Source organism: Mesorhizobium sp. M0040 (assembly GCF_040323505.1).
Classification (GTDB): Bacteria; Pseudomonadota; Alphaproteobacteria; order Rhizobiales; family Rhizobiaceae; genus Mesorhizobium.
Map to the genome: position 1 here is coordinate 16,812 of NZ_JAMYVA010000035.1, position 24,307 is coordinate 41,118.

Below are 24,307 nucleotides of genomic sequence, written 5' to 3' on the forward strand. Positions count from 1 at the left end.
AAGGACGGCCAGTGTTCAGCCGTCCTTGATCGCCCCGCGGCATCTACTTCCAGTTCTTGCGCCGCTCGATCTCGGCTTCGGACGGCTGCTCCGTGGCAAATGACCCGGTCTTGATCTCGCCGGAGCGTTCATAGCTCGCCATGAGGACGCCGGTGGTCGATGCCTGCGAACGGGTCAGCTTGAAGGCGGCAGGTATCGTGCCGCTGCCGAACAGTTTTTTGCCCTTGCCCAGCACCAGCGGGAAGATCAGCAAGCTGATCTCGTCGATCAGGTCATTGGCGAGCAAGGTCTGGATCAGCTCGCTCGATCCCTGAATGAGCAGGTCGGGGCCGTCCTCCTGCTTCATCCGGCGCAACGTCGCCACGACATCGCTGCCGAGCGGCTGGCTGTTTTGCCAGGACAGCGAATCCGGCCTGTGCGTCGCCACATATTTGGTGACGGCGTTGAAGCTGTCGGCGATCGGATCATTCTTCTGATAAGGCCAGTGGGCGGCGAAGATGTCGTAAGTCTTGCGGCCGAGAAGCAGCGCGAACGGTTTTGAAAACGTCTCGCCCATCGCGGCGCCCATCACATCGTCCCAGTAGTGAAACGTCCAGCCGCCGAATTTGAAGCCGCCGACAGGGTCCTCTTGCGGGCCGCCGGGCGCCTGCATGACGCCGTCGAGGCTGACGAATGTTGCGGCGATGATCTTCCTCATTGGAGCTCCCTTTCCCTGATCCGTGCCGTCATGGCCGGAGTTCGAGCCAAGGACGGGCGAACGGACATTTATCCGACAGCGGCCGGCAAATTTCCAGGGTTGGAAGGGCGGATGACTGCCGACCTGGTTGCGTCGGCTTGGAGAAGAGAAACGCTCAGCCCAGACCGACGACCGTATCGTAGAGCAGCTTGAAGTTGAGCACCAGGATGAGCCCGGCGACCACCCAGGCCAGCACGGCAACAGCGCGGGAAATGGCGAAATTGCCCATCTTGCGCTTGTCCGAGACGAACTGCACCAGCGGTACGACAGCGAAGGGGAGCTGCATCGACAGGATTACCTGGCTGAAGACCAGCAACTGGCCGGTTCCCTTCTCGCCATAGAGCGCGGTGACCACCACCACCGGGATGATGGCGATGCCGCGCGTCAGCAGGCGGCGCGCCCATTGCGGGATGCGCAGCCGCAAGAACCCTTCCATCACGATCTGGCCGGCGAGCGTCGCCGTCACCGTCGAGTTCAGGCCGGAGGCGAGCAGCGCTACGGCAAACAGGATGGAAGCGATGCCGAGGCCAAGCAGCGGCGACAGAAGCTCGAAGGCCTGGCCGATCTCGGCAACGTCATGATGACCGGTGCCGTGGAACGCCACCACCGACACGATCAGGATGGAAGCATTGACGAACAACGCCAGTATCAGCGCGATGGTCGAGTCGGTCGTCGCCCATTTGATGGCGTCGCGCTTACCGCGATCGGTGCGCTCATAGGCGCGGGTCTGCACGATCGAGGAATGCAGATAGAGATTGTGCGGCATCACCGTGGCGCCGATGATGCCGATGGCGATGTAGAGCATGGCCGGATTGGTGACGATCTCGGACGACGGCACGAACATCGCGTGCAGGATGGAGCCGACCGGCGGGGCGGCGGCAAAGATCTGAATGGCGAAGCAGCCGAAGATGATAATCAAAAGCGCTATGATGAAGGCCTCGAGAAAACGGAAGCCCTTGTTCATCAGCAGCAGCAGCAGGAAGGCATCGAGCGCGGTGATAATGGCGCCGCCGATCAGCGGAATCCCGAACAGCAGTTGCAAGGCGATCGCCGTGCCAATGACCTCGGCCAGGTCGCAGGCGATGATGGCCAATTCGCAAGCGACCCAAAGCATGAAATTGACCGGTCGCGGATAATAGGCGCGGCACGCCTGCGCAAGGTCGCGGCCGGTGGCGATGCCGAGCCGGGCGGCGAGTGCCTGCAGCAGGATCGCCATCAGGTTCGACAACATGATGATGAAAAGCAGCGTGTAGCCGAATTGGGCCCCGCCAGCGAGGTCGGTCGCCCAATTGCCCGGATCCATATAGCCGACCGAAACCATGTAGCCCGGCCCCATGAAGGCGAACAGCCGGCGAAGCCAGATCCCCGAGTGCGGCACCGCGATCGTTGCGTTGACTTCGCGAAGGCTGGGCTGCTCGTCGTCCTCCGGGCGGGCAAATCGCCACATGGACCGGGGGGCTGAGGTGGCTTCGGCTTCCGACATGAAATGGCTTTCCACTGGAACGATCGATGTTGTCTCCTTATCTATGCCAAGGCTGAACATTATGCAATATGCTATATTTCATTGTCTGAGCTTTTTCTTGTGGCCGCTTGGCCGTGCGGCCGGAACGGCAGTGAACGCCGGTTGCGCCGGCCACCGAATGGAAATAAACGGCCAGAACCAATAGGGTTCCGTGTTATGACCGCAATGTCGATTCAAACTGCCGGGAGGAGCGCGTATTGGCGCTGAAGAAAAGACCGGTTCCTCGCGAAAAGCCGCTGCCTGACGCAGAAATCCACTCGGAAGGCTTCAGGCAGACGCGTGAAGCGCGCCGCAGCGCGCTGGTCGAGGATTATGTCGAGCTCATCGCCGACCTGATCGAGGATGGCAACGAGGCGCGCCAGGTCGATATCGCGGCACGGCTCGGCGTCGCTCAGCCGACGGTGGCGAAAATGCTGACGCGGCTGTGCGCCGACGGGCTGGTCTCCCGGAAGCCTTATCGCGGCGTGTTCCTGACCGATGCCGGCCGCAAGGTTGCGGAACAGAGCCGCATTCGCCACCAGACGGTCGAGGCCTTCCTGCGCTCGCTCGGGGTCAGCGCCGAGACGGCGCGCATCGACGCCGAGGGCATCGAGCATCATGTCAGCGCCGAGACGCTCGAAGCCTTTCGCAAGGCAATAATCGCCGCCCGCTGAAAAGCACGGCCAGCGTATCTCTTCGCGCGACTCGCTTCCCACGAGCAGGGTGAACGGCACAGACCTTGCGATGTCTCGGCCAGAGCAGGCAAGCGTCAGCAAGCATTGCTTGTTCGCACGAAAAATACTGTGACTTGGCGTAACCGTTGAGATAATTGTTGTCGTGTCCGATCGAACCGGGACACGGCCCGATCGGCCGGAAAATTGCATCACGGGGGTTGCCATGCTCTGGAAGGGCCGTCGTCAGAGTGACAATGTCGAGGACGAGCGCGGCCAGAGCGGCGGGCTTGGCGGCGGGCCGGGGCAGTTTCGCATCCCGATCGGCGGTCGCGCCGGCGGCGGCGGCATGTCGGGCATTATCATCGTAGGATTGATTTTCCTGGCAGGGTGGTATTTCGGCTTCGACCCGAGTCAGATCCTCGATAACAGCGGCTTGCAGCCCGGCGGCGGCCAGATCACCGACAATAGCGGCGAGCAAGGCGGCGGCACCGGTGCGCCGGCATCCGACGAGATGAAGCAGTTCGTGTCGACCGTGCTGGCCGAGACCGAGGATACCTGGACTGGTATTTTCCAGTCCGAGGGCCTGACCTATCAAGATCCAAAACTGGTCCTGTTCAGCGGCCAGATTCGCTCCGCCTGCGGTTCTGCCTCGTCAGCGGCCGGACCATTCTACTGTCCCAACGATCGCAAGGTCTATCTCGATACCACCTTCTTCCAGCAGCTCGATCAGCAGTTCGGTGCCTCGGGCGATTTCGCACAGGCCTATGTGATCGCGCATGAGGTCGGCCATCACGTGCAGAACCTGGTCGGCATCCTGCCCAAATTCAACCAGATGCGGCAGAGCATGGGCGAAGCGGACGCCAACCACATGTCGGTGCAGGTCGAGCTCCAGGCCGACTGCTTTGCCGGCATTTGGGCACATTTCACCGGCCAGAAGGGCATTTTGGAGCAGGGCGACATGGCGGAGGCACTGAACGCCGCCAAGCAGATCGGCGACGACACGCTGCAGAAGAAGATGCAGGGCTACGTCGTGCCGGAAAGCTTCAACCACGGCACGTCGCAGCAGCGGCAGACCTGGCTGGCGCGAGGCTTCCAGAACGGCAAGCTTTCGGACTGCGACACGTTCAACAACCCGATCTGAGCCGCCGGTTTTCTCGTAATCCGAGAGACTGGATCGCAGTCAGGGGATGTCAGGATGAAAGCACTCTGCCCGTTCCCTCATTGTTCCCAGCGATGTGCTCGCCTATAAGGTGTGTTCCCGTTCGCTCGGGCGGCCCGAGGAGATACCATCATGATAGACCCCAAAACCGCCAGGCGGGGCCTTGCGCTTGTTTTCACCACCCTGCTGCTCGACATCATCGGCTTCGGCATCATCATGCCGGTGCTGCCGGCCTATCTCAGGGAATTGACCGGCGTCGGCATCAGTGAGGCGGCTATCGAGGGCGGCTGGCTGTTCTTCGTCTATGCGGCGATGCAGTTCGTTTTCGCACCAGTGATGGGTGGGTTGAGCGACCGGTTCGGACGGCGGCCTATCCTGCTTGCCTCGGTGCTGACGTTCGCTATCGACAATCTGGTCTGCGCTATCGCCTGGTCCTATCCGATGCTGTTCATCGGCCGCGTGCTGGCCGGCATTTCCGGCGCCAGTTATTCCACGACATCGGCGTTCATTGCCGATATCTCGACCGACGAAAATCGTGCGAAGAATTTCGGGCTGCTCGGCATTGCTTTCGGCGTCGGCTTCGTCATAGGGCCGGTTCTGGGCGGGTTGCTCGGCACGTTCGGGCCGCGTGTGCCGTTCTATTTCGCTGCCGGGCTTGCTTTCGCAAACTTTCTGATCGCGCTGTTTCTGTTGCCGGAAACACTTGATAACAAGCACCGTCGCCGCTTCGAGTGGAAACGCGCGAACCCGGTCGGCACGCTCGTCCAGATGCGCAACTACGAAGGTATCGGCTGGATCGGACTTGTCTTCTTTCTGATGACGCTGGGGCACATGATGTATCCTGCGGTCTGGTCGTTCGTCTCCAGTTATCGCTATGGCTGGAGCGAACAACAGATCGGCTTCTCGCTCGGCGCCTTCGGCCTGTGCGGGGCGATCGTCATGGCGACAGTCCTGCCGCGCGTGATCCCTAAGCTTGGCGAGTGGAAGACGGCGGTAATCGGTCTGGCATTTACCGCACTCAGCGCCTTCGGCTACGCCTTCGCGTCACAAGGCTGGATGATCTATGCAGTGATCGTCGTCGGATGTCTCGAGGCGTTGGCCGACCCGCCGCTCAGAAGCCTTGCGGCCGCCAAGGTGCCACCTTCCGCCCAGGGCGAACTCCAGGGCGCAATGACCTCGATCTTCTCGATCACCTCGATCATCACACCGCTGCTTTATACGGCGATCTTTTCCTGGTTCACGGGGCCGAGCGCGCCCGTAGCTTTCGGCGGTGCCCCGTATCTGCTCGGCGCGATTTTCCTCACGCTGGCGCTCGTCGTCTTCGTCACCAGGGTGGCCAAGCCGACGCCGAAGGAAGTCAAACGCATGCACGCGCAGGAAGCGGTGACGGACGGGGCTTGATCGGCGCCGGGAGCCCGGCCGGCGCCGTCAATCAAATCCGTTTTTGCGCATGCGCTAAACACGCTCGGCCAGTGCCGGCTCGCCGCGCTTTTCGCGGATGAGATTGACGAAGCGGCGAAACAGATAGTGCGAATCCTGCGGGCCGGGCGAGGCTTCGGGATGATGCTGGACCGAGAAGACCGGCCTGCCGGTGAGCGCAATGCCGCAATTCGAACCGTCGAACAGCGAGACATGCGTTTCCTCGACGCCGCTCGGCAATGAGTCGGCGTCGACGGCAAAGCCATGGTTCATCGAGACGATCTCGACCTTGCCGGTGGTGTGGTCCTTGACAGGATGATTGGCGCCGTGGTGGCCCTGATGCATTTTTGCGGTCTTGCCGCCCAGCGCCAGCGCCAGCATCTGGTGGCCGAGGCAGATGCCGAAAAGCGGGATTTCGGTCTTCAACAGATCCTGGATGACCGGAACGGCGTAGTCGCCGGTGGCTTCCGGATCGCCGGGGCCGTTGGATAGAAAAATGCCGTCGGGCCGCATCGCCAGGATCTCCTCGGCGCCGGTTTTTGCCGGCACCACAGTGACCTTGGCGCCGAGGCCGGCCAGCAGGCGCAATATGTTGCGCTTGACGCCGTAGTCGACGGCAACGACGTGCATCGACGGATCAGCCTGTTCGCCAAAGCCCTCGTTCCAGACCCAGGGCGTCTCGCGCCAGACCGATGACTGGCCGGAGGTCACCTCCTTGGCGAGATCAAGCCCGATAAGCCCTGACCATGCGGCGGCGCGGCGCTTGAGGTCATCGACGTCGAAGATACCGTCGGGCGCGTGCGCGATGACGGCATTGGGCATGCCCTTTTCGCGGATCAGCGCGGTCAGCGCCCGCGTGTCGATGCCCGAAAGTGCGACGATGCCGCGCTTCTTCAGCCACTGGTCGAGACCGGTTCCGGCGCGGTAATTCGACGGGTTGGTGACATCGGCCTTGAACACGGCGCCGACGGCGCCGGCGCGGGCCAGCGGGTTGAGGTCCTCGATGTCTTCGTCATTGGTGCCGATATTGCCGATATGCGGAAAGGTGAAAGTGACGATCTGGCCGGCATAGGATGGGTCGGTGAGTATCTCCTGGTAGCCGGTCAGCGCGGTGTTGAAGCAGACCTCGGCGACGGCGGAGCCGGTGGCGCCCAGACCGCGGCCCTCTATGACAGTGCCGTCGGCCAGCACCAGCAGGGCTGTCGGTCTCTCGCTGGCCCAAGGGGGGGGCGACGCGGCTGTCATCGTTGCCATGGCGGCACTCCTAAAGGTTGCGCCCTCAGTCGGCGCAACAAAAGGCGCGAAGCGGCGATCTCACAGCCTCGGCGCGCCAAGTTTTCATTTGTGCCTGTCGTTGCCCAAAACCGCTACGCATTTTTGGGCGACGTGCACTAGAATTCAATTCATGCAAGGCCCAGTACATAGGGGAAGGCGCCAAGGCGGTCAATGATGCCGCGCCGTGCGTGCCTGGATTTATTTCGTCGAATAATATCAGCGGTTTGCAGGACGCTATCGAGTTTGCCTTGAGCTATCGGCACGACTATTGTCCGCGGCATTCGAAGGAGAAAGCACCATGCGAGGCAAAATCGCCGAATCCCTGAAGAGTGCGATGAAGGCGCAGGACAAGCGCCGGCTGCCGACATTGCGGCTGATCCAGGCGGCCATTCATGATCGCGACATCGCCAATCGCGGCGCCGGCAAGGAGCCGGCCAGCGACGACGAAATCCTGCAGATCCTGGCCAAGATGGTGAAGCAGCGCGAAGAATCGGCCAAGGCGTTCGATGACGGCAAGCGGCCGGAGCTTGCAGCGCAGGAGCGCGACGAGATGGCCATCATCCGCGACTTCCTGCCGACGCAACTGGGTCAGGCCGAGACGGAAAGCGCCGTCCGTTCCGCCATCGCCGAGACCGGCGCTAGCGGCGTCAAGGATATGGGCAAGGTGATGGCGGCGCTCAAGGAGAAATACGCCGGTCAGATGGATTTTTCCAAGGCGAGCGGCATCGTCAAGAGCCTGCTTCAGTAAGCTGCCGAAGGCCCTTGCCGTCGCGCCCGCAATCCGGCAGCCAAAAGCTCGCGCCCGTGATCGAACTCGTCAAACCGGCGCTTGAACACCTGCCGTCCTACAAGGCGGCCCTCGAGCGCGGCTGGTCGCCGGACAATGTGCGGCTGCTCGACGCGACGCGCGAGCAGCTTGCGGCTATCGAAAAGGATCCAGCGACTTTCCTTGGCGATCTCGACGATTCCGACGGCAAGGGACCGCCGATCACCTTGCCCGACGGTTCGACGGTGCCGCGGCTGCCCGGATTCCGGCGCTGGATCTGGGACGGGGAAGTCGCAGGCTCAATCGGCCTGCGCTGGCAGCACGGCACCGCGGCGCTGCCGTCGCATGTACTCGGCCACATCGGCTATGCGGTGGTGCCGTGGAAACGGGGACGCGGCTATGCGACCGAGGCGCTGCGGCTGATGCTGGTGGAGGCGAGGGCGGTTGGCCTGCCCTTCGTCGAAATCACCTGCAAGCCTCACAATGTGCCCTCGCAGAAGGTCGTTCTGGCCAATGGCGGCCGGCTCGTCGGGCGTTTCTTCGAGGACGCCGCCTATGGCGGCGCGGAAAGCCTGCGCTACCGGATCGATCTGTAGCCCTATTCGGCGGCAGCCGGCAGCGGCGGCGCAGCCCGGCTTCGCCATTCCCAGACATGCGAGGCAAGCGCAACCGCGACCGCGACCAGCATGGCGATCGCGCCAACCACCGGCAGGCTGCGATAGCCATAGCCGGCATTGAGCATCGCCGCGCCGAGCGATGCGGCGAGCGCGATGCCGACATTGAAGCCCGACGGGATGAGCGACGAGGCAAGGTTGGAGGCGTCCGCGGTCCAGGTCAGGATGCGGGTCTGGATCGGCGTGCCGATGGCAAAGTTGAGGCCGCCCCAGACGAAGATCGCTATCACCATCGGCAGCGGGTAAGGGCTGACAGCGTAGATCAAGGCGAGCATTGCCGCCTGTACGAAAAGCATGGCGATGAGCGACGGCATCAGCTTCCAGTCGGCGAGCCGCCCGCCGACGAAGACGCCGATCGTTGCGCCGACCCCATTAAGCAAGAGCACCCAAGGTATCCATTTCTCGTCGAGGCCTGTGACCTCAAGCAGCGTCGGCGTGATGTAGGTGAACAGGCCGAACTGGCCGATCATCAGCATCAGCATAATAATGAGCGAGGTCCAGACCTGCTGGCGTGCGAGCACGCGGACCTCGCTTCCAAGGCTCGCCGACGGGCTCGACGATCCCGTCTTGCGCGGCAGCAGGGCGCCGATTGCCGTGAAGGCCACCACACCGAGCGCGCACATCACCCAGAATGTCGCACGCCATCCCCAGATGTTGCCGATTGCCGTGCCGGCCGGAACGCCGATTACGTTCGATACGGTGAGGCCGGACAGGATCAGCGCCACCGCCATGCCGCGCTGGTCTTCGCGCACGAGGCCGACGGCCACCACCATGGCAACGCCGAAATAGGCGCCATGCGCCACGGCCACCGCTATCCGCAACAGCAGCATCGAGGCGAAGTCGGGCGCCAGCGCGCAGGCGGCCTGGCCGATGGTGAAGGCTGCAGTCAGTCCAAGCAGCAGGGCCTTGCGGGAGAACCTTTTGGTGGCGAGCGCCAGCAGCGGGCCGCCGACTGCAATGCCGCCGGCATAGCCGGAAACGAGATAGCCGGCGGTCGGGATCGCGACGCCAAGGCCCTCCGCCACCTGCGGCAGCACGCCGGCGATGACGAATTCGGTGGTGCCGAAGGCGAAGGCGGCAATGAACAGGGCAATGAGGGGGAGCATGGCGGAAAGGCGATCCTCGGATAAGGTGGCCTCAAACCACGGATCAGGGCAGCGGGCAATCCAGAAATTGTCGACGCCGCTTTAGCTTTTCTTGATCGCCGGTCGGGCGCCCGCCGCGGAGGCAAGAGCTAGGCGGCTGCCTTCCTTCCATAAGGAATTTTCAGCCACGCTCGCTCGTGAAGATAGTAGAGCAGCGACTTGGTGACGACCTCGGTCAGGCCGATGGCCGCGGCGAGCTTGATGCTTCCGGTCACGACGAGCGAAATGATCATCGTGTCGATGGTGCCGGTGACGCGCCAGGAAAGCGCTTTGGCGAAGCTGCGGGAATGGGTGTCCATCGACTTTCCTTCCGGTAGATGCGGCGATCTTTAGCCGACAGACAGGAGGTGGCGCAAAGATAATTTTTGCGCATTGGCCCACAGCAATTTTCATAGGCGATGTTCTGAAGCTACCCGGCCTGTGGACGCAATCTATCCAGCCTTCAGCCGCGAACCGGTGAGCAGGCCGCGCTCCTCAAGCACGGGATAGGCCATCGAGGCGAGCAGCGAGTTGATCTGCTTGAGGTCCCGAATGGTGTCTAGATGAATGGAGCTGGTCTCGACGCTCTTGGTGGTGCCGTCGCGCAGCCGCACGAAATGGCTCTGGCTGGTTTCCTTCTCGCGGTCGCGCAGCCGGTCCTTTTCCAGCACCAACTGGCGAGCGGTCTCCGGATCGCGGGACACCAGCACGTTGAAGGCAAGCCTGGCATTGGCAAGCACCAAGGCATGGAAGGCGCAAAGCTCACGCCATCCTTCCGGCGTGAACTCCAGCCCGCGCTCGAATTTCTTCTTCACGTGGACCAGCATGTTGCGCACGATGATGTCGCCGACCTGCTCCAGCTTGACGCAGGCGCCGATCAGCTCCTGGCAACGCAGCGCCTCGTCCTCGCTCAACGGGTTCTTGGTGACCTTGGCCAGATAGAGCTTGATCGCAGCGTGCTTCCTGTCGACACGGTCGTCGAGTGCGGCCAACGCGCCGATCTTGTCGGCATCGGCGCTCTCATAGAGCTCGATGATCCGTTTCAGCATGATCTCGACCGTTTCGCAGACCCGCACCACCTCGCGGGTGGCGTTGGCCAATGCCTGGCTCGGCACATCGAGCGCACTTTCGTTGAGCGCCGAAAGCTCGACGACGTCGAGCGCGTTGGCGGCCTGGGGCTTGGTGCCCAACGCCACGATCCTTTCCGAGGCGCGATAGACCAGGCTCGCCAGCGGTAGGCCGGCGATCAGGATCAGGATGTTGAAGACGATGTGGGCATTGACGATCTGCTCGGGCACCGTGCTGCCCAAGAAGGCGACCAGCGGCTTGAACGTCAGGAACAGGATCAGCATGATCAGCGAACCCATGCCGCGCATCAGGAGATTGCCGATCGGCACGATACGAACGCCGGGTTCTGCGTTGCGGGTTAGAAGCGGCGCGATGATCGAAGAGCCGAGATTGACACCGAGCACCAGCACGATGCCGAGTTCGGGCGGGATGAAGCCGCGGCCGGCCAGCGTCACCATCAGCAGCACCGCGGCGATCGAGGAATGGAACAGCCAGGTGACCAACGCCGCCAGAAGATAGGCGGTGACCGGATCGCCGGAGAAGTAATCGACGATGAGCGGCATCAGCGTACTCTGGCGCAGTGGCTCCGACGCCTGGCCGATCATCTCCAGCGACAGAAGCAGCAGGCCGACGCCGACCAGGATGCGGCCGAACTGGCGCCAGTCGCGCCGCTCGGTGGCCATGAACATGACGGTGCCGGCGACCAGGCAGATCGGCACCAGCAGCGACAGATCGAAGGTGAGCAGCTTGACCACCAGTGCCGAGCCGATCTCGGCGCCGCGCACCGCAAGCTGGCCCGACATGCCGCTGACAATACCGGAGCCGGCGAATGAGCCGACCAGCAAGGTGACGGCGGTCGAGCTTTGCAGCGCGACAGCCAGGCCGCAGCCGGCCAGAACCGCCATGAACGGATTGCGCATTGTGGCGCGCAGTTTGTGGCGCAGCACATCGCCATAGGCGCGCTCGACGCCGGTCTTCACCAAACGGGTGGCAAACAGCATCAATGCGACCGCACCGGCAAGGTGCAGCAAAACGACAGAGCCACTCATGCCCGACCCCGCAACCCAACAGATGCCAGCGACGCGGGCGCCGTGACGTCAAGGGTGAAAAAGTGGGCGCGAATCGTGGACATTGCAGAGGTTGACATTACTCCGATTTATTTTAGCCGAATAATAAATTTTGCCCGGTTCCGACGCCTGTTGGCACGCGACGGAGCGTGTCGGAAATGGATGGCTGACAAAATGGTTGCATAGACTGCGGAGTTGCGGCGGGTCATGCGTCCATTCTCGGACGGCCGCTTTAAAGGTAGCGCTGAATTAATCGTTCTAAATGTAAGAAATCATTACGAAAGCGTAATCTCTGTGTTCAGTTTCGGTTCATCCTTCCGGCTCTATTCCGTAGGCATCGACAACCAAGGAGTACCCGCCATGAAACGCATCGTTCTTTCCGCCATTGCCTTCTCGATGCTGGCTGCAACCGCCTTGCAGGGCCAGGCTGCACCTCTGAACACACCAAACGCGCCGCAGTCGAACTACAGCCAGGTCGACTGGCAAAGGCCCGGCAGGCATGTCGACGTGAACAAGCATATCGACGTAAACAAGCGTGTCGTAGTGAAGAAGAAGATCGTCGTGAAGCGCAGCCATTGGCGCAACGGCCAGAGATATTCCAGCTGGAAGCGTCACCAGCCGATCCGCGATTATCGCCACTATGGCCTGCGCCGTCCGGGTCCCGGCCAGGAGTGGATCCGGGTCGGCAATGACTATCTGCTGGTCAGCGTTCTCTCCGGCCTGATCTTCGGCGCCATCGCCGCGCAGTGAGCCCGGAACGGCTGACCGCGCTGCGTCGGTTTAGATCGAGAAGGCGGCCCGCGGGCCGCCTTCTCTTTTTGGCCTGTGAAAACCGGGTATGATCGCCATTAGGAGTCGTCGGGCTTCGCCCGTGTGATTATATGGAGGCCAAACGAGCTGTCCCCCATGCGCTTTCCGCCTGCTTTCCTCGACGAGATCCGCGACCGCGTGCCGATTTCTTCGGTGATCGGCCAGCGCGTCGCGTGGGACAGGAAGAAGACTAACGCGCCGCGCGGCGACTATTGGGCGTGCTGTCCCTTCCATGGCGAGAAGAGCCCGTCCTTCCACTGCGAGGACAAGAAGGGCCGCTACCATTGCTTCGGCTGCTCGGTTTCGGGTGACCATTTCAAGTTCCTGACCGAACTTGACGGGATGAGCTTTCCTGAAGCGGTCGAGAAGATCGCCGACATGGCCGGCGTGCCGATGCCGGTTCGCGATGCCCAGGAGGAGCGGCGCGAAAAGGAACGTGCCAGCCTGACTGACGTCATGGAGATGGCGACGGCGTTCTTCCAGGAACGGCTGCAGGGACCGGAAGGGGCAAAGGCCCGCGCCTATCTGCGCGACCGGGGGCTGACACCGGCGACGCAGCAGTCTTTCCGCCTCGGCTATGCCCCCGACAGCCGCAATGCGCTGAAGGAGCATCTTGCCGCCAAGGGTGTCCCCAAGGCCGACATCGAGGCGTGCGGGCTGGTGCGCCATGGCGACGACGTCCCGGTTTCCTACGATTGGTTCCGCGACCGCATCATGTTCCCGATCCCGGATTCCAGGGGCAAGATCATCGCCTTCGGAGGGCGGGCACTGGCGCCGGATGCGCTGGCCAAATATATGAACTCGCCCGATACGGAGCTCTTCCACAAAGGCAACGTGCTCTACAATTTCGCCCGTGCGCGGCAAGCACTGGGAAAGGGGGCGCTGGCCAAGGGCGGCACGGTTATTGCCGTAGAGGGCTACATGGATGTGATCGCGCTGGCGCAGGCCGGCTTCGAAAACGTGGTGGCGCCGCTCGGCACCGCGTTGACTGAAAACCAGCTCGAACTTCTATGGCGCATGGCTGGCGAGCCGGTGCTGTGCTTCGACGGCGACCAGGCCGGGTTGAAGGCAGCGTGGCGCGCCGCCGACATGGCGCTGCCGGCGGTCCAGGCAGGCCGCTCCGTGCGCTTCGCCCTGCTGCCGGAGGGCAAGGATCCCGACGATCTGGTCAAGGGTGACGGGCCGGATGCGTTCCGCGCCGTGCTTTCCGAGGCACGGCCGCTGGCCGACCTCTTGTGGATGCGCGAGACCGCCGGCGGCATCTTCGACACGCCGGAACGGCGGGCGGAGCTCGAAAAGACGCTACGCGAACTGACCAGCCGCATCCGCGACGAGAGCCTTCGTTACCACTACCAGCAGGAAATGCGCGAGCGCGTGCAGAGCTTCTTCGGGACCCAGCCCGGACGCCAGGGACGTCAGGACGGACGGCCCGGTGAGCGCTTCCCGGGCAGGGTCTCAGCACCCGGCGGACAGTTTGCACGTGGCGGCAATGCCGGTGGGCGCACCGCGATCACCGAAAGCCTCGGCCGCTCGGCGCTGGTCAAACGCGGCGGCGAGGGCATGTCGGTGCGCGAGGCGACGATCATTGCGGCCCTCGTCAACCATCCCGTGCTGATCGACGAGAATTTCGCCCACGTCGAGTTCCTCGATCTCGCCAATTCCGATCTGAAGCGGCTGCATGCGGCCATCCTCGACGCCATGGCGCACGATATGGCCAACAACCGCGAGGCTGTAATCGCGACGATCGAGCGGGCCGGCTGCGGTGAGATCTGGCAGCGCGCGGTGGCGCTGATCAAACGTGCGCGGCAATGGCCGGCGCTGGAAACGGCAGCACTCGACGATGCTCGCGACGCGTTCAGCCAAGCTCTCCACTTGCAGCGCAGCGCGCGCACCTTACATAAGGAGCTGAAGCAGGCGGAAGCAGCGCTCGCCAGCGATCCCACGGACGAAAATTACCGGCACCTGGTCGAAATCCAGGCGCAATTTCGTGATGTGCAGGCAACGGAAGCGCTAATCGAAGGGTTTGGCGTATCGTCGGGCAGAGCTGGGCGCGTTTAGATCGAAGCCTCCAGAAGACTGAAATGTAAGGACGTGCTTGCGCGTTGAATCAAGCGTGCGGTGCTCTAAGTCGGGTAATTGATTCGCTTTTTTCATGCGAATCATGCGAGAGGCGCTTGACCTTCCGGCAGAATGGCGGAATCAGGTCGATTCGAAACGTTAACCCGCCCCGGCATCGACGGGAATGCAGCGATGTAAGGTACTGATCACTGGACAGGCAGTCAGCTTGCCACAGATATCAGGGTTAATCTGGACTTAACGAGAGATGCAGTTACTGGCCCGGTAAAGCGCGTTCTGGAAGGAGCGCATCCAATTTGACCGGACCGGCAGCTTACGCGGCTTTGATACTCAGCCGCTTGGAGAAGATAAAGACTATGGCGACAAAAGAAAAGGAAGAAGTCGAGACCGAACGCGAGGCCGCGACCGATGGCCCTCTGCTCGACCTTTCCGACGATGCTGTCAAGAAGATGATCAAGGCCGCCAAGAAGCGCGGTTATGTCACCATGGACGAGCTGAATTCGGTGCTGCCCTCGGAGGAAGTGACCTCCGAGCAGATCGAGGACACGATGGCCATGCTTTCCGACATGGGCATCAACGTGGTCGAGGACGACGAGCAGGGCGAGGAGCCCGAAGCCGCCGACACCGCCGCTGATGCCGAGGAAGACGCCAACGAGCTCGCCGAGCAGACCGGCACCGCCGTCGCCGCCACCACGACCAAGAAAGAGCCGACCGACCGAACCGACGATCCGGTCCGCATGTATCTGCGCGAGATGGGCTCAGTCGAGCTTCTGTCGCGCGAGGGCGAAATCGCGATCGCCAAGCGCATCGAGGCCGGCCGCGAGACGATGATCGCGGGCCTGTGCGAAAGCCCGCTGACTTTCCAGGCCATCATCATCTGGCGTGACGAGCTCAACGAATCGAAGATCCTGCTGCGCGAGATCATCGACCTCGAGGCGACCTATGCCGGGCCGGAGGCCAAGCAGGCGCCGGTTGTCGAGCGTATCGAGGAAGCCAAGACCGAGGAAAAGTCGCGCCGTTCGCGCGAGGACGAGGACGACATCACCAATGTCGGCGGCGACACCCGTGGCCTGGTGGACGACGACGAGGAAGACGATGACGAGGCGAGCCTGTCGCTGGCGGCGATGGAAGCGGAACTGCGCCCGCAGGTGATGGAGACGCTCGACGTCATTGCCGACACCTACAAGAAACTGCGCAAGCTGCAGGACCAGCAGGTCGAGAACCGGCTGGCCGCCGCGGGCACGCTGTCGCCCAGCCAGGACCGCCGGCTGAAGGAATTGAAGGACCAACTGATCAAGGCGGTGAAGTCGCTGTCCTTGAACACGGCGCGCATCGAGGCGCTGGTCGAGCAGCTCTACGACATCAACAAGCGCCTGGTGCAGAACGAAGGCAAGCTGTTGCGGCTGGCCGAAAGCTATGGTGTGCGCCGCGAGGAATTCCTCAAGGAATATCAGGGCTCGGAGCTCGATCCGAACTGGACCCGCTCGATCGGCAATTTGACTTCGCGCGGCTGGAAGGAATTCACCAAGAACGAGAAGGACGCCATCCGCGACCTGCGCGCCGAGATCCAGAACCTCGCCACCGAGACGGCGATTTCGATCCAGGAATTCCGCAAGATCGTCAACCAGGTGCAGAAGGGCGAGCGCGAAGCCGCGATCGCCAAGAAGGAAATGGTCGAGGCCAATCTGCGCCTCGTCATCTCCATCGCCAAGAAATACACCAATCGCGGCCTGCAGTTCCTCGACCTGATCCAGGAAGGCAATATCGGCCTGATGAAGGCGGTCGACAAATTCGAATACCGCCGCGGCTACAAGTTCTCGACCTACGCGACGTGGTGGATCCGGCAGGCGATCACCCGTTCGATCGCCGACCAGGCGCGCACCATCCGCATTCCGGTGCACATGATCGAAACGATCAACAAGATCGTGCGCACCTCGCGCCAGATGCTGCATGAGATCGGCCGTGAGCCAACGCCGGAAGAACTGGCGGAAAAGCTCGCCATGCCGCTGGAAAAAGTGCGCAAGGTGCTGAAGATCGCCAAGGAGCCGATCTCGCTCGAAACGCCGGTCGGCGACGAGGAGGATTCGCATCTCGGCGACTTCATCGAGGACAAGATGGCGATCCTGCCGATCGACGCAGCGATCCAGGCCAATTTGCGCGAGACGACGACGCGCGTATTGGCCTCGCTGACGCCGCGCGAAGAGCGCGTGCTCAGAATGCGCTTCGGCATCGGCATGAACACCGACCACACGCTTGAAGAGGTCGGCCAGCAATTCTCGGTCACCCGCGAGCGCATCCGCCAGATCGAAGCCAAGGCGCTGCGCAAGCTCAAGCACCCGAGCCGGTCGCGCAAGCTCAGAAGCTTCCTCGACAGCTGAGGCCGACAAGGGTTAGGGATTCAAAGGGCGCCGTCGGCGCCCTTTTTCGTTTGTGCATAGGCGATCGGCTATTCGACGCTATCGCTCTTGCGGCCTGCGGCTTGCGGGAGGATAATTTCGTATCGGATGCATTTCTGGGCGACAAACCCGGATGCCCGCCCCGGCGGTTGACGCCGTGCTCCGTGGCCCCGGAGGGAGGTGTGCCATGACAACTTACATCGTGCTGATCAACTGGACGGAACAAGGCGCCAAAAACGTGCGCGAGTCGCCGAAGCGGCTCGATGCCGCCAAGAAGATGCTGGGAGACATGGGCGGATCATTCAAGGCATTTTATCTCACCATGGGGGATTGCGACATGGTGGCGGTGCTCGAAGCGCCCGACGATGCCGTCTTGGCTCGTTTCTCGTTAATGCTGGCGACGGCTGGCAACGTCAGGACTCGGACGCTCAAGGCTTTCCCGGAGGATGCCTATCGCGAGATCATCACCTCGCTCGGGTGAGCCGCTGCTCCTGAAGCGCGTCGCGCTGAACGGCCCTTGCGACGCGCTTTAAGCTCTTCTTTTTATGCATGTCGTTATCGTAAAACCGCTGCGTACCCTTTGGGCGACCTGGATCAGCGAAACCGGCCATTCCGCCGGTATCGTGTCACGTTGCGGCGCAACGGCATTTCTCGGATAATCCGTGCGTGTCCTCTGGTGCCGTTTCGAAACATGGCCAAGCCTCTGCTGACTGTCTGGTACAATACGCGCTGTCCGGTCTGCGATGCCGGTATCAGCCGGCAGAAGCGGCGACTGATCGAGGCGGTCAAGGCCGGGCGGATCGAATTTCGCGACATCAATGCCGAACCGGCGGCGCTGGCCGGATACGGCATCGGGCTGGAGGACATCCGGCGCCGGCTGTATGCGATCGACGCCGACGGCAAATTGCTGGCCGGCGCCGATGTTGCCATTGCTGTATGGCGGACGACGCCCGGCGAAGGCTGGCTCGCAACGCTGTTCGGCAATCCCGGCGCACTGCCGTTGACGCGCTATGGCTATGATCGCTTTGCCGATCTGCTCTATGCCTGGAACCGGCGCAAAGGCCGCTGGTAACGGGTATTATTCGCTCCGCACCGAAAGGTCCGGAGATTGTTTCCAGGCCTTTCGCGTGCCCTGCTATCGAGCCACGGGCTCGCAAAGCCAGCCAACGATACGGCGCACCGCCGGCAGCACCAGCAGCAGCGTCGGAAAGGCCACCAGCCAGGACAGGCCCCAAGCCGTCAGCCAAGTGGCCAGCATGTCGGGCTGGAAGCCAAGGCTTTTCAGTGTCGAGATGAACGACACGATGAACGTCATCAGCAACGACAGCACCAGCGGGCCGAGCACGGCGGCATAGCGCGCAGGCAGCTTGCTGCGCGGGGTTTTCATGGTCATTTGGATTTCCCTGAAGCATCCGGTTCGTCGCCTTGCATCCATTCGCCGGTATTGTCGGCGTAACTGCCCGGAACGACCGGGGTGGATGCGTTGCTTCACGTCAGACGCTTACGGAGCGGCCTTCGGCCCTCATGCACCCTCTAGCTGCCCTCGCTGGCGAAATCAATCCTGCTGGTGCCATTTTCAGATACATCGTAAGATATATCTTGACTCGACCGTGGCGGGCACTTAGTTGAGATATATCGTAAGACATAACTCAAGGAGCAGACAATGCACAAAGACAATCATTTCAGCCATCATCGTTTCGGCGAACGCGCCGAGCGCGTCTTCATGCATATGGCCGGCAAGTTCGGCGGACGCGGCGGCGGCTTTGGCCCGTTCGGGCATGGCATGAGAGGCGGCGGACGCGGCGGGCCGGGCGACATGTTCCGCGCCGGCCGTATGCTGGCCGACGGCGATCTCAAGCTGATCACGCTTTCGCTGCTGGCCGAGGCGCCGCGGCACGGTTACGACATCATCAAGGCACTGGAGGAGCGCACCAGCGGCGTCTACAGCCCGAGCCCCGGCGTGGTCTATCCGACGCTGACCTTCCTGGAGGAGGCCGGCTACGCCGTTTCTGCGCCGGAAGGCAACAAGAAGGTGTTTTCGATCACCGAGGCGGGGCAGGCGCATCTCAACGAAAATCGCGAGATGATCGACCACGTGCTCGACCACCTCGAGCGCTTCGGCCGCAAGATGGCGAAGGCGCGCGACTGGTTCGGCTGGAACGATGAAGGCGAGGACGGCGGCCGGCGCGGTCGCGGCCGCTCGGAAAAGCGCGACGAGTTTCGTGCGGTGCGCCACCGGCTGCGCGCCGCGCTCGGCGAGATCGTCGATGCGCCTGAAGCAAAGCAGGCCGAGGCAATCAGCATATTGGAAGCTGCCGCAGAGGCCTTGGAAGCGTTGTCGCGCCACTGATCTCTGGCTGCCAAGCAAGCTGCGGCCCTTGCCCGCTCGGCCAAGGACCGGTACTGAAAATCATCCTGCACCGCGCTATGTGGTGCAGGATGATTGCCGTTGGAGGATACCCCATGTCTTTTCTGAAGCGTCTTTTCGGCGGAGGCAACGAAGCCGCCGAGCCAAAGACAGCGGCGCCGGCAAAGCAGATCGAGCACAAGGGATTTTTGATCAGCGCCACGCCCTACAAGGCGGAGGGCCAGTACCAGACCTGCGGCGTGGTTTCGAAGGAGATCGACGGCGTGATGAAGGAGCACAAATTCATCCGCGCCGACCGCTTTGCCGGGCTTGATGACGCTGTCGACATCTCGATCAAAAAGGGCATCCAGCTGGTCGACGAGCAAGGCGAGAAGATATTCGGATAGATCGGCTACTACAGCCTTGGGTCGATTGGCTCGCTTTCCAACGCCAGCACGGCGAAGACACACTCGTGAACCCGGCGCAGCGGCTGCTTGGCGACAAATCGCGTTAGCGCTTCGTGGCCAAGCGCGAACTCTCTGAGCGCCAGGCTGCGCTTGCCGGCCAGGCCGCGTTCTCGGAGGCGGACGAGATTGTCGGGCGCGTCATATTCGGGACCATAGATGATGCGCAAATATTCCGGGCCGCGGACCTTCAGCGCCGGCTGGATGAGCCCCTTCTTGCCACGGCTGACGAAGTCGCGTGGTTTGACCACCATGCCTTCGCCGCCTGAGCCAGTCAGCGCTTCCCACCAGGCGACGGCCTCGGCACACGCGCTGCCGTCGGCCAGATCAACCATACGCCATCGAGTCGGCGTGACCACGCCGCCACGGGCAGCCAGACGGTCCGCGAGCGACATGTGCCAGACATGGTCCTGGTCAAACCAAACACGTCCTTCGCTGGCCAGCAGGTGGAAAGGCGCGGCCTTAAGGTCCTCGACGCCCGAAACTGGCCATACGTAGGGCGCCCAGGCGGTGGCGTATTTGGCTGCGCGGACGGCCCGGTCTTCAAGGCGTGCGTTCAGGCCGGCTGCATCGACGCCGCGCGCCATCGCACGGGCCAGCGCCTCGCTGCTGGCCTTGAGACCGGCGGCAGAGGATGTGGCCACAGGCGCATACTGGCTTTCGATCAGACTGCCGGCCTTGGCCGACCAAGGCATTATCTCGGAGTCCAGCAGCAGCCAGTCGCTGTTCAATTCCTTCCACAGATCCGCCGCGTCGACCTCGGTGCGAAGACGGGCGAGCAGGTCCTCCGTCATGGCACTGTCATTGAAAAAGGGACCGTCCGGTGCGGGTCCAGATTGCGCCGGTTTCGTCGCCAGGGACCCCGAAGCGGCTGCGTGCCGCCTGCGCGTTCCGGCAGAGCGCGATCACTGCCCGCGAACCCATGTGCTTCTCCTCGCACACGATCTGCGCAACGCCGCGCTCGCGGAAGTAAGCGAAGGCATCCTCCGGACGTTCCAGCCAGCCGTCCTGGCTGCTGGTCTCGGACGGCGACATGGTCGGCGGCAGATAGATCAGCCATTGCGGCGAGAGCGCGAAGCGGCTCATCACCTCCAGTGCTGCCGACGCGTTCTCCTCGGCCACGACAATCCGGCCCCTCAGTCCGGTCTCGATCCAACGGCGACCGGAGACATCCTGATAATCGAGCACGCCGTCGGCGTCGGCCTGTGCCGATTTACCGGGACCGGACCCGCCCAGCGGACGTATCGGCTCCGACCAGGTCTGGATTGCCGGCACCTCGACCAGTTCGCGTTCCGGCCAGCGCAAGGCCGTCAGCTTGCCGCCGAATACGCATCCGGTGTCGATGCACAGGGTGTTGTTGACCCATTCGGCCGATAGCGTGGGCGTATGTCCATAGATAATGGCCGTCTTGCCACGATAGGCCGCGGCCCAGTCGGCGCGGACGGGCAGCCCGAACTCGTCGGTCTCGCCTGTGGTCTCGCCGTACAGAGCGAACTCGCGCACAGCGCCGGAACCGCGTCCGATCATCTCTTCCTTGAGGCCGGCATGGGCGACGGCGAGGCCTCCGCCATCGAGCCAGACATGGCTGCGCAGGCCGTCGAGAAAGGCCGGCAGCGCCTCGCGCAGGCCTCGGTCCTGTGCATTTAGCTGATCGACAGTCTGCTGGAGGCCGTGAGCGACCGTGACCTTGCGGCCTTCTAGCCAGCGGCTGAGTTTGCGTTCATGGTTGCCCTGGACACAGTATGCGGTTCCAGCCGCGACCATGCTCATGGCAATGCGCAGCACGTCGGGCGAGTTGGGGCCGCGATCGACGAGGTCGCCGACAAAGACGATCTTGCGGCCCTCTGGTGGGACCACGGTGACCGTTCGGTCGCCCTGATGCTCAGACCAGACGATGCTGTAGCCCAATCGAGCGAGCAGGATATGAAGCTCATCCGAACAGCCGTGGATGTCGCCAATGATATCGAACGGGCCATGGTCGTCGCGCTTATCGGTCCACAGCGGCTGTCGCGACACCTCGGCCGCGTCGATGCTGGCCTCGCTGGTAAGCTTCCAGACTTGGCGGAAGCCCTCGCGTTGCAGGGCGCCAAGACCCTTGCGGATCTCGGTTGTCATGCGCTGGGCGACCCCGGCGCCGAACTGCCGGTCGGCTCGCACCGCATTGCGTGCGACGCACACCTCGACGCCTGGATCGAGGACCACGGCGACGGGCAAAGCGTGCCACTTGCGCGCCAGCTCAATCCAGGCCTTGCGGTCGGCGGCTCGCACATTGGTGGCGTCGATGACGGCCAGCCTGCGGTGTTTAAGCCGTTTGCCGGCTATTTCGCGAACCAGATCGAAGGCATCCGCAGAGACGTCCTGGTCGGTTTCGTCGTCGGAGATCAGCGCCCGGCACTGGTCCGAGGAGATAATCTCGGTCGTCAGGAAATGCTTGGCGGCGAAAGTCGACTTGCCCGATCCGGTCGAGCCGATCAGCACGACGAGGGCGAAGTCAGGAATGGTGAGGTTGGTCTTATCGGGTTCTCTCATCGGGTGAACACCGCCATCTGTGTGGGGGCGCCGAGGGTCGGGTCCTCGGCTCCGATACCGCTGAAGGTGGCTGCATAGCCATAGATCTCGCCGATTTTGGCCGCCCAGGCTTGGAACTGAGCCCGGCTCCATTCGAAACGGTGATCGGGATGGCGAAATGCGCCAGAGACCAGTCTTGGAAACAGAGCGTTGTAGTCCGCATTCGGAGTGGTCACGATGACGGATTTGGGCGCCGTCTCACCGAAAACGATGCGTTCGACCAGGGGCAGCCTGTCCTCGTCGAGATGCTCGATGACCTCGACCAGAACGGCGATGTCGGCTGCGGCCCAACGGCTGTCCCGGTAGGTCAGCGATCCATGCAGCAGCGTGACCCGGCCCTCGGGCGGCCCGCCTAATTCGTTCAGCTTGAGACGCTTTGCGGCCCATTCCAGTTCGCGCGCCGCCGGATCCAGACCGAACAGCTTGTGGATCCATCGCTCGCGCACCAGCCTGTCGAGCAGCTTGCCTTCACCGCATCCCAGGTCCGCAACCGTGGTTCCTCCCGTCGCCCGAATGGCGTGGACAACTGCGTCCATGCGCAGATCGTTGAGCCGGATAGGCGTCTCAAGCGCTTCCTCGGGCGTGACGCGCAACTCGGCAGGTTGTGCCTCGCCAGCCGTCTCGGGAGCCAGTCGCTCCAGGGCGATGCGGGTCAAGGCCCTGCGATTGCCAAGATAGCGGCGCACGATCAGGTCTTTGGCCGGATGGTTTTCCAGCCAGCCTTCGCCTTTGGACAGCAGCTTGTCGATCTCTGCTTCGCCGACCCAATAATGCTTGGCATCGTCCATCACCGGGATCAGCACATAGAGGTGGTTCAACAAGGCGCTGAGTCGGCCCGTGCCAGTCAGCTTCAGATGGCCATATCGGGGCTCGCCTGCAGCACCCCCGTTTCCTTCGATTGGCGTCAGATCGACTGTCCAGCCCATGGGTTCGAACAAACTTCGAACCAGAACCTCACCGCCGCGCATTGGCAATGGAGTAACCACGGCTTCCAGCGGCAGTTCGCTGTCGGCCAGTTCCTGGCGCTCCTTCGATATACCGGTCATCGCCGTCCGCAGCATTTTGTTCAGCGCCACCGACAGGAAGGATGATGCTGCGTAAGGCCGGTCGTTCACATATTGGTCGAGCAGGCCTTCTGGCTGGCCCTTGCCCCGCACCAGTCCCACAGGATCGACATCGAGCAGGAGTGCAGCCTCGCAACGGTCTTCGGTTGCCTCGGGATAGAACAGCCACGCCTTGCCGAAAGACAGGTCGGTCTCGTGCAGGCGATCCGGATGCTTGTGCAGCAAGAAACCGAGATCGGTGGCCGGACGGTGCGTTGTGGCAACGGAAAGGAACATCCGCGACCGATAGCGCAGACAAGCGGAATAACCAATGGCGGTTGTGTGGCCCACCACAATAGGTTGTCGCCAACGACAACAAGGGCAGGCGCCGGCGCCTGCCCTTGTACAATTCAGACGATGCTGACGCTTTATGCCGCGGTGGCCACGCGCTCGGCATTTCCGGTCGCAGCCACAATGGCGTCGACCTTGGTCGAGGCCTTGGCCAGCGCTGCTGCCACCGCATCGGCGCCCATGCCGACCCCTTCGATGCGGATGACCTCGACATCGGTCATGCCGAGGAAGCCAAGCACGCTGCGCAGGTAGGGAATGGCGTGATCGAACTGCACGGCCGCACCTTCGGAATAGATGCCGCCCGAAGCCAGTACGATGTAGACCTTCTTGCCGGTGACGAGCCCCTTGGGGCCGTTCTCGCCATAGGCAAAGCTCTTGCCGGAACGGGCAATGTGATCGACCCAGGACTTCAGCGTCGAGGAGATGTTGAAGTTGATGAAGCCGGTGGCGAGAATCACCGTATCGGCCGCGAATAGTTCATCCAGCACGACATCGGAGACGCCAACGACTTCAGCCTGGCGTGAGGTGCGCGCTTCGGCCGGCGTGTAGATGCCGGTCGCATAATCGGCATCGATGTGCGGCAACGGATTGGCGACGAGGTCGCGCACGACAAGCGTGTTCGACGGATCGGCGGCAACAAGCTTTTCAGCGAATTCAGTAGCAATTCGGGTCGAGTGCGAGGCAGCGCCGCGCGGGCTCGATGTGACAAGAAGGATGGACATAATAGGGTCTCCAGGGTTGGATCAAAATCTCCCGGCAGATATGTGTGCGCAGACTCATTAGAAAAAC

At 62.5% G+C, this 24,307-nt stretch carries 23 protein-coding genes; 12 read left to right on the plus strand and 11 right to left on the minus strand.

Annotation, left to right across the window (positions count from 1 at the left end; translation table 11 throughout):
• Positions 1-43: 43 nt before the first annotated feature.
• Positions 44-697 carry a dihydrofolate reductase family protein gene (locus NKJ91_RS24045; protein ID WP_023678310.1) on the minus strand — a complete coding sequence of 218 codons (654 nt, stop codon included), beginning with the start codon at positions 695-697 and terminating at the stop codon, positions 44-46.
• 154 nt (positions 698-851) lie between these two features.
• Positions 852-2,219, minus strand: coding sequence for an Nramp family divalent metal transporter (locus tag NKJ91_RS24050; protein ID WP_352457531.1), 1,368 nt, complete (start codon positions 2,217-2,219; stop codon positions 852-854).
• A gap of 236 nt (positions 2,220-2,455) precedes the next feature.
• Between NKJ91_RS24050 and mntR the strand changes: the two genes are divergently transcribed.
• From mntR to NKJ91_RS24065, 3 genes are all read left to right on the plus strand, one after another.
• The gene (mntR, locus tag NKJ91_RS24055) at positions 2,456-2,911 is read left to right on the plus strand and encodes a manganese-binding transcriptional regulator MntR (RefSeq protein ID WP_352457532.1); all 456 of its coding nucleotides are present in this window, start codon (positions 2,456-2,458) and stop codon (positions 2,909-2,911) included.
• A gap of 223 nt (positions 2,912-3,134) precedes the next feature.
• Positions 3,135-4,052 (plus strand): KPN_02809 family neutral zinc metallopeptidase, encoded by a 918-nt coding sequence (gene ypfJ / locus NKJ91_RS24060; protein ID WP_352450712.1) that lies wholly within the window; start codon positions 3,135-3,137, stop codon positions 4,050-4,052.
• 150 nt (positions 4,053-4,202) lie between these two features.
• Positions 4,203-5,471 (plus strand): TCR/Tet family MFS transporter, encoded by a 1,269-nt coding sequence (locus tag NKJ91_RS24065; RefSeq protein WP_352457533.1) that lies wholly within the window; start codon positions 4,203-4,205, stop codon positions 5,469-5,471.
• Between the two features lie 54 nt (positions 5,472-5,525).
• Here NKJ91_RS24065 and carA read toward each other — a convergent pair whose 3' ends face one another.
• Positions 5,526-6,743: a glutamine-hydrolyzing carbamoyl-phosphate synthase small subunit gene (gene carA / locus NKJ91_RS24070; RefSeq protein WP_352457534.1), complete on the minus strand. Its 1,218-nt coding sequence runs from the start codon at positions 6,741-6,743 to the stop codon at positions 5,526-5,528.
• Positions 6,744-7,062: 319 nt separating this feature from the next.
• On the opposite strand from carA, the gene NKJ91_RS24075 reads away from it, so the two are divergent.
• Together NKJ91_RS24075 and NKJ91_RS24080 are read left to right on the plus strand one after the other, a co-directional pair.
• Complete coding sequence (locus tag NKJ91_RS24075; protein ID WP_023678304.1) at positions 7,063-7,512, plus strand: GatB/YqeY domain-containing protein; 450 nt, start codon at positions 7,063-7,065, stop codon at positions 7,510-7,512.
• 56 nt (positions 7,513-7,568) lie between these two features.
• On the plus strand, positions 7,569-8,126 hold the full coding sequence (locus NKJ91_RS24080; protein WP_352457535.1) for a GNAT family N-acetyltransferase: 558 nt from the start codon (positions 7,569-7,571) through the stop codon (positions 8,124-8,126).
• Between the two features lie 2 nt (positions 8,127-8,128).
• Here the strand turns inward: NKJ91_RS24080 and NKJ91_RS24085 are convergent, their stop codons facing one another.
• The 3 genes from NKJ91_RS24085 to NKJ91_RS24095 form a co-directional block, all read right to left on the minus strand.
• Positions 8,129-9,310, minus strand: coding sequence for an MFS transporter (locus tag NKJ91_RS24085; RefSeq protein ID WP_352457536.1), 1,182 nt, complete (start codon positions 9,308-9,310; stop codon positions 8,129-8,131).
• 128 nt (positions 9,311-9,438) lie between these two features.
• On the minus strand, positions 9,439-9,648 hold the full coding sequence (locus NKJ91_RS24090) for a DUF2061 domain-containing protein (protein ID WP_023678301.1): 210 nt from the start codon (positions 9,646-9,648) through the stop codon (positions 9,439-9,441).
• Positions 9,649-9,780: 132 nt separating this feature from the next.
• Complete coding sequence (locus NKJ91_RS24095; RefSeq protein WP_352457537.1) at positions 9,781-11,445, minus strand: Na/Pi cotransporter family protein; 1,665 nt, start codon at positions 11,443-11,445, stop codon at positions 9,781-9,783.
• 378 nt (positions 11,446-11,823) lie between these two features.
• On the opposite strand from NKJ91_RS24095, the gene NKJ91_RS24100 reads away from it, so the two are divergent.
• The 5 genes from NKJ91_RS24100 (at position 11,824) to NKJ91_RS24120 (ending at position 17,817) form a co-directional block, all read left to right on the plus strand.
• Complete coding sequence (locus tag NKJ91_RS24100) at positions 11,824-12,213, plus strand: RcnB family protein (protein ID WP_352457538.1); 390 nt, start codon at positions 11,824-11,826, stop codon at positions 12,211-12,213.
• A 156-nt stretch (positions 12,214-12,369) separates the two neighbouring features.
• Positions 12,370-14,331, plus strand: a complete 1,962-nt coding sequence (dnaG, locus tag NKJ91_RS24105; protein ID WP_352457539.1) for a DNA primase — start codon at positions 12,370-12,372, stop codon at positions 14,329-14,331.
• A 374-nt stretch (positions 14,332-14,705) separates the two neighbouring features.
• Positions 14,706-16,727 (plus strand): RNA polymerase sigma factor RpoD, encoded by a 2,022-nt coding sequence (rpoD, locus tag NKJ91_RS24110; RefSeq protein WP_023678297.1) that lies wholly within the window; start codon positions 14,706-14,708, stop codon positions 16,725-16,727.
• A 205-nt stretch (positions 16,728-16,932) separates the two neighbouring features.
• Positions 16,933-17,226, plus strand: coding sequence for a GYD domain-containing protein (locus NKJ91_RS24115; protein WP_023678296.1), 294 nt, complete (start codon positions 16,933-16,935; stop codon positions 17,224-17,226).
• Between the two features lie 210 nt (positions 17,227-17,436).
• Positions 17,437-17,817, plus strand: a complete 381-nt coding sequence (locus NKJ91_RS24120; protein ID WP_352457540.1) for a thiol-disulfide oxidoreductase DCC family protein — start codon at positions 17,437-17,439, stop codon at positions 17,815-17,817.
• A 63-nt stretch (positions 17,818-17,880) separates the two neighbouring features.
• Here the strand turns inward: NKJ91_RS24120 and NKJ91_RS24125 are convergent, their stop codons facing one another.
• Complete coding sequence (locus tag NKJ91_RS24125) at positions 17,881-18,138, minus strand: DUF2798 domain-containing protein (protein WP_031212108.1); 258 nt, start codon at positions 18,136-18,138, stop codon at positions 17,881-17,883.
• A 270-nt stretch (positions 18,139-18,408) separates the two neighbouring features.
• Between NKJ91_RS24125 and NKJ91_RS24130 the strand changes: the two genes are divergently transcribed.
• Entirely contained in the window at positions 18,409-19,095 is a 687-nt protein-coding gene (locus NKJ91_RS24130) for a PadR family transcriptional regulator (protein WP_352457541.1), read from the plus strand.
• A gap of 113 nt (positions 19,096-19,208) precedes the next feature.
• Positions 19,209-19,499, plus strand: coding sequence for an HlyU family transcriptional regulator (locus NKJ91_RS24135; RefSeq protein ID WP_023678291.1), 291 nt, complete (start codon positions 19,209-19,211; stop codon positions 19,497-19,499).
• Positions 19,500-19,507: 8 nt separating this feature from the next.
• On the opposite strand, the gene NKJ91_RS24140 is transcribed toward NKJ91_RS24135, so the two are convergent.
• From NKJ91_RS24140 to NKJ91_RS24155, 4 genes are all read right to left on the minus strand, one after another.
• Positions 19,508-20,350, minus strand: coding sequence for a hypothetical protein (locus tag NKJ91_RS24140; protein ID WP_352457542.1), 843 nt, complete (start codon positions 20,348-20,350; stop codon positions 19,508-19,510).
• 7 nt (positions 20,351-20,357) lie between these two features.
• Positions 20,358-22,085: a polynucleotide kinase-phosphatase gene (locus NKJ91_RS24145; protein ID WP_352457543.1), complete on the minus strand. Its 1,728-nt coding sequence runs from the start codon at positions 22,083-22,085 to the stop codon at positions 20,358-20,360.
• Positions 22,082-23,464, minus strand: a complete 1,383-nt coding sequence (locus NKJ91_RS24150) for a 3' terminal RNA ribose 2'-O-methyltransferase Hen1 (protein WP_352457544.1) — start codon at positions 23,462-23,464, stop codon at positions 22,082-22,084. Before NKJ91_RS24150 ends, NKJ91_RS24145 begins: the two co-directional genes overlap by 4 nt.
• A 131-nt stretch (positions 23,465-23,595) precedes the next feature.
• Positions 23,596-24,240, minus strand: coding sequence for an FMN-dependent NADH-azoreductase (locus NKJ91_RS24155; protein ID WP_023678288.1), 645 nt, complete (start codon positions 24,238-24,240; stop codon positions 23,596-23,598).
• Between the last annotated feature and the right edge of the window lie 67 nt (positions 24,241-24,307).

Bases quoted from the DNA above. Each gene is read 5' to 3' on its own strand.
- NKJ91_RS24095 (WP_352457537.1), bottom strand. From the start codon at position 11,445: ATGAGTGGCTCTGTCGTTTTGCTGCACCTTGCCGGTGCGGTCGCATTG.
- NKJ91_RS24145 (WP_352457543.1), bottom strand. From the start codon at position 22,085: ATGAGAGAACCCGATAAGACCAACCTCACCATTCCTGACTTCGCCCTC.
- ypfJ (WP_352450712.1), top strand. From the start codon at position 3,135: ATGCTCTGGAAGGGCCGTCGTCAGAGTGACAATGTCGAGGACGAGCGC.
- NKJ91_RS24090 (WP_023678301.1), bottom strand. From the start codon at position 9,648: ATGGACACCCATTCCCGCAGCTTCGCCAAAGCGCTTTCCTGGCGCGTC.
- NKJ91_RS24115 (WP_023678296.1), top strand. From the start codon at position 16,933: ATGACAACTTACATCGTGCTGATCAACTGGACGGAACAAGGCGCCAAA.
- NKJ91_RS24125 (WP_031212108.1), bottom strand. From the start codon at position 18,138: ATGACCATGAAAACCCCGCGCAGCAAGCTGCCTGCGCGCTATGCCGCC.
- carA (WP_352457534.1), bottom strand. From the start codon at position 6,743: ATGGCAACGATGACAGCCGCGTCGCCCCCCCCTTGGGCCAGCGAGAGA.
- NKJ91_RS24150 (WP_352457544.1), bottom strand. From the start codon at position 23,464: ATGTTCCTTTCCGTTGCCACAACGCACCGTCCGGCCACCGATCTCGGT.
- NKJ91_RS24135 (WP_023678291.1), top strand. From the start codon at position 19,209: ATGTCTTTTCTGAAGCGTCTTTTCGGCGGAGGCAACGAAGCCGCCGAG.
- rpoD (WP_023678297.1), top strand. From the start codon at position 14,706: ATGGCGACAAAAGAAAAGGAAGAAGTCGAGACCGAACGCGAGGCCGCG.
- NKJ91_RS24100 (WP_352457538.1), top strand. From the start codon at position 11,824: ATGAAACGCATCGTTCTTTCCGCCATTGCCTTCTCGATGCTGGCTGCA.
- dnaG (WP_352457539.1), top strand. From the start codon at position 12,370: ATGCGCTTTCCGCCTGCTTTCCTCGACGAGATCCGCGACCGCGTGCCG.
- NKJ91_RS24050 (WP_352457531.1), bottom strand. From the start codon at position 2,219: ATGTCGGAAGCCGAAGCCACCTCAGCCCCCCGGTCCATGTGGCGATTT.
- NKJ91_RS24120 (WP_352457540.1), top strand. From the start codon at position 17,437: ATGGCCAAGCCTCTGCTGACTGTCTGGTACAATACGCGCTGTCCGGTC.
- NKJ91_RS24045 (WP_023678310.1), bottom strand. From the start codon at position 697: ATGAGGAAGATCATCGCCGCAACATTCGTCAGCCTCGACGGCGTCATG.
- NKJ91_RS24065 (WP_352457533.1), top strand. From the start codon at position 4,203: ATGATAGACCCCAAAACCGCCAGGCGGGGCCTTGCGCTTGTTTTCACC.
- NKJ91_RS24140 (WP_352457542.1), bottom strand. From the start codon at position 20,350: ATGACGGAGGACCTGCTCGCCCGTCTTCGCACCGAGGTCGACGCGGCG.
- NKJ91_RS24075 (WP_023678304.1), top strand. From the start codon at position 7,063: ATGCGAGGCAAAATCGCCGAATCCCTGAAGAGTGCGATGAAGGCGCAG.
- NKJ91_RS24155 (WP_023678288.1), bottom strand. From the start codon at position 24,240: ATGTCCATCCTTCTTGTCACATCGAGCCCGCGCGGCGCTGCCTCGCAC.
- NKJ91_RS24130 (WP_352457541.1), top strand. From the start codon at position 18,409: ATGCACAAAGACAATCATTTCAGCCATCATCGTTTCGGCGAACGCGCC.
- NKJ91_RS24085 (WP_352457536.1), bottom strand. From the start codon at position 9,310: ATGCTCCCCCTCATTGCCCTGTTCATTGCCGCCTTCGCCTTCGGCACC.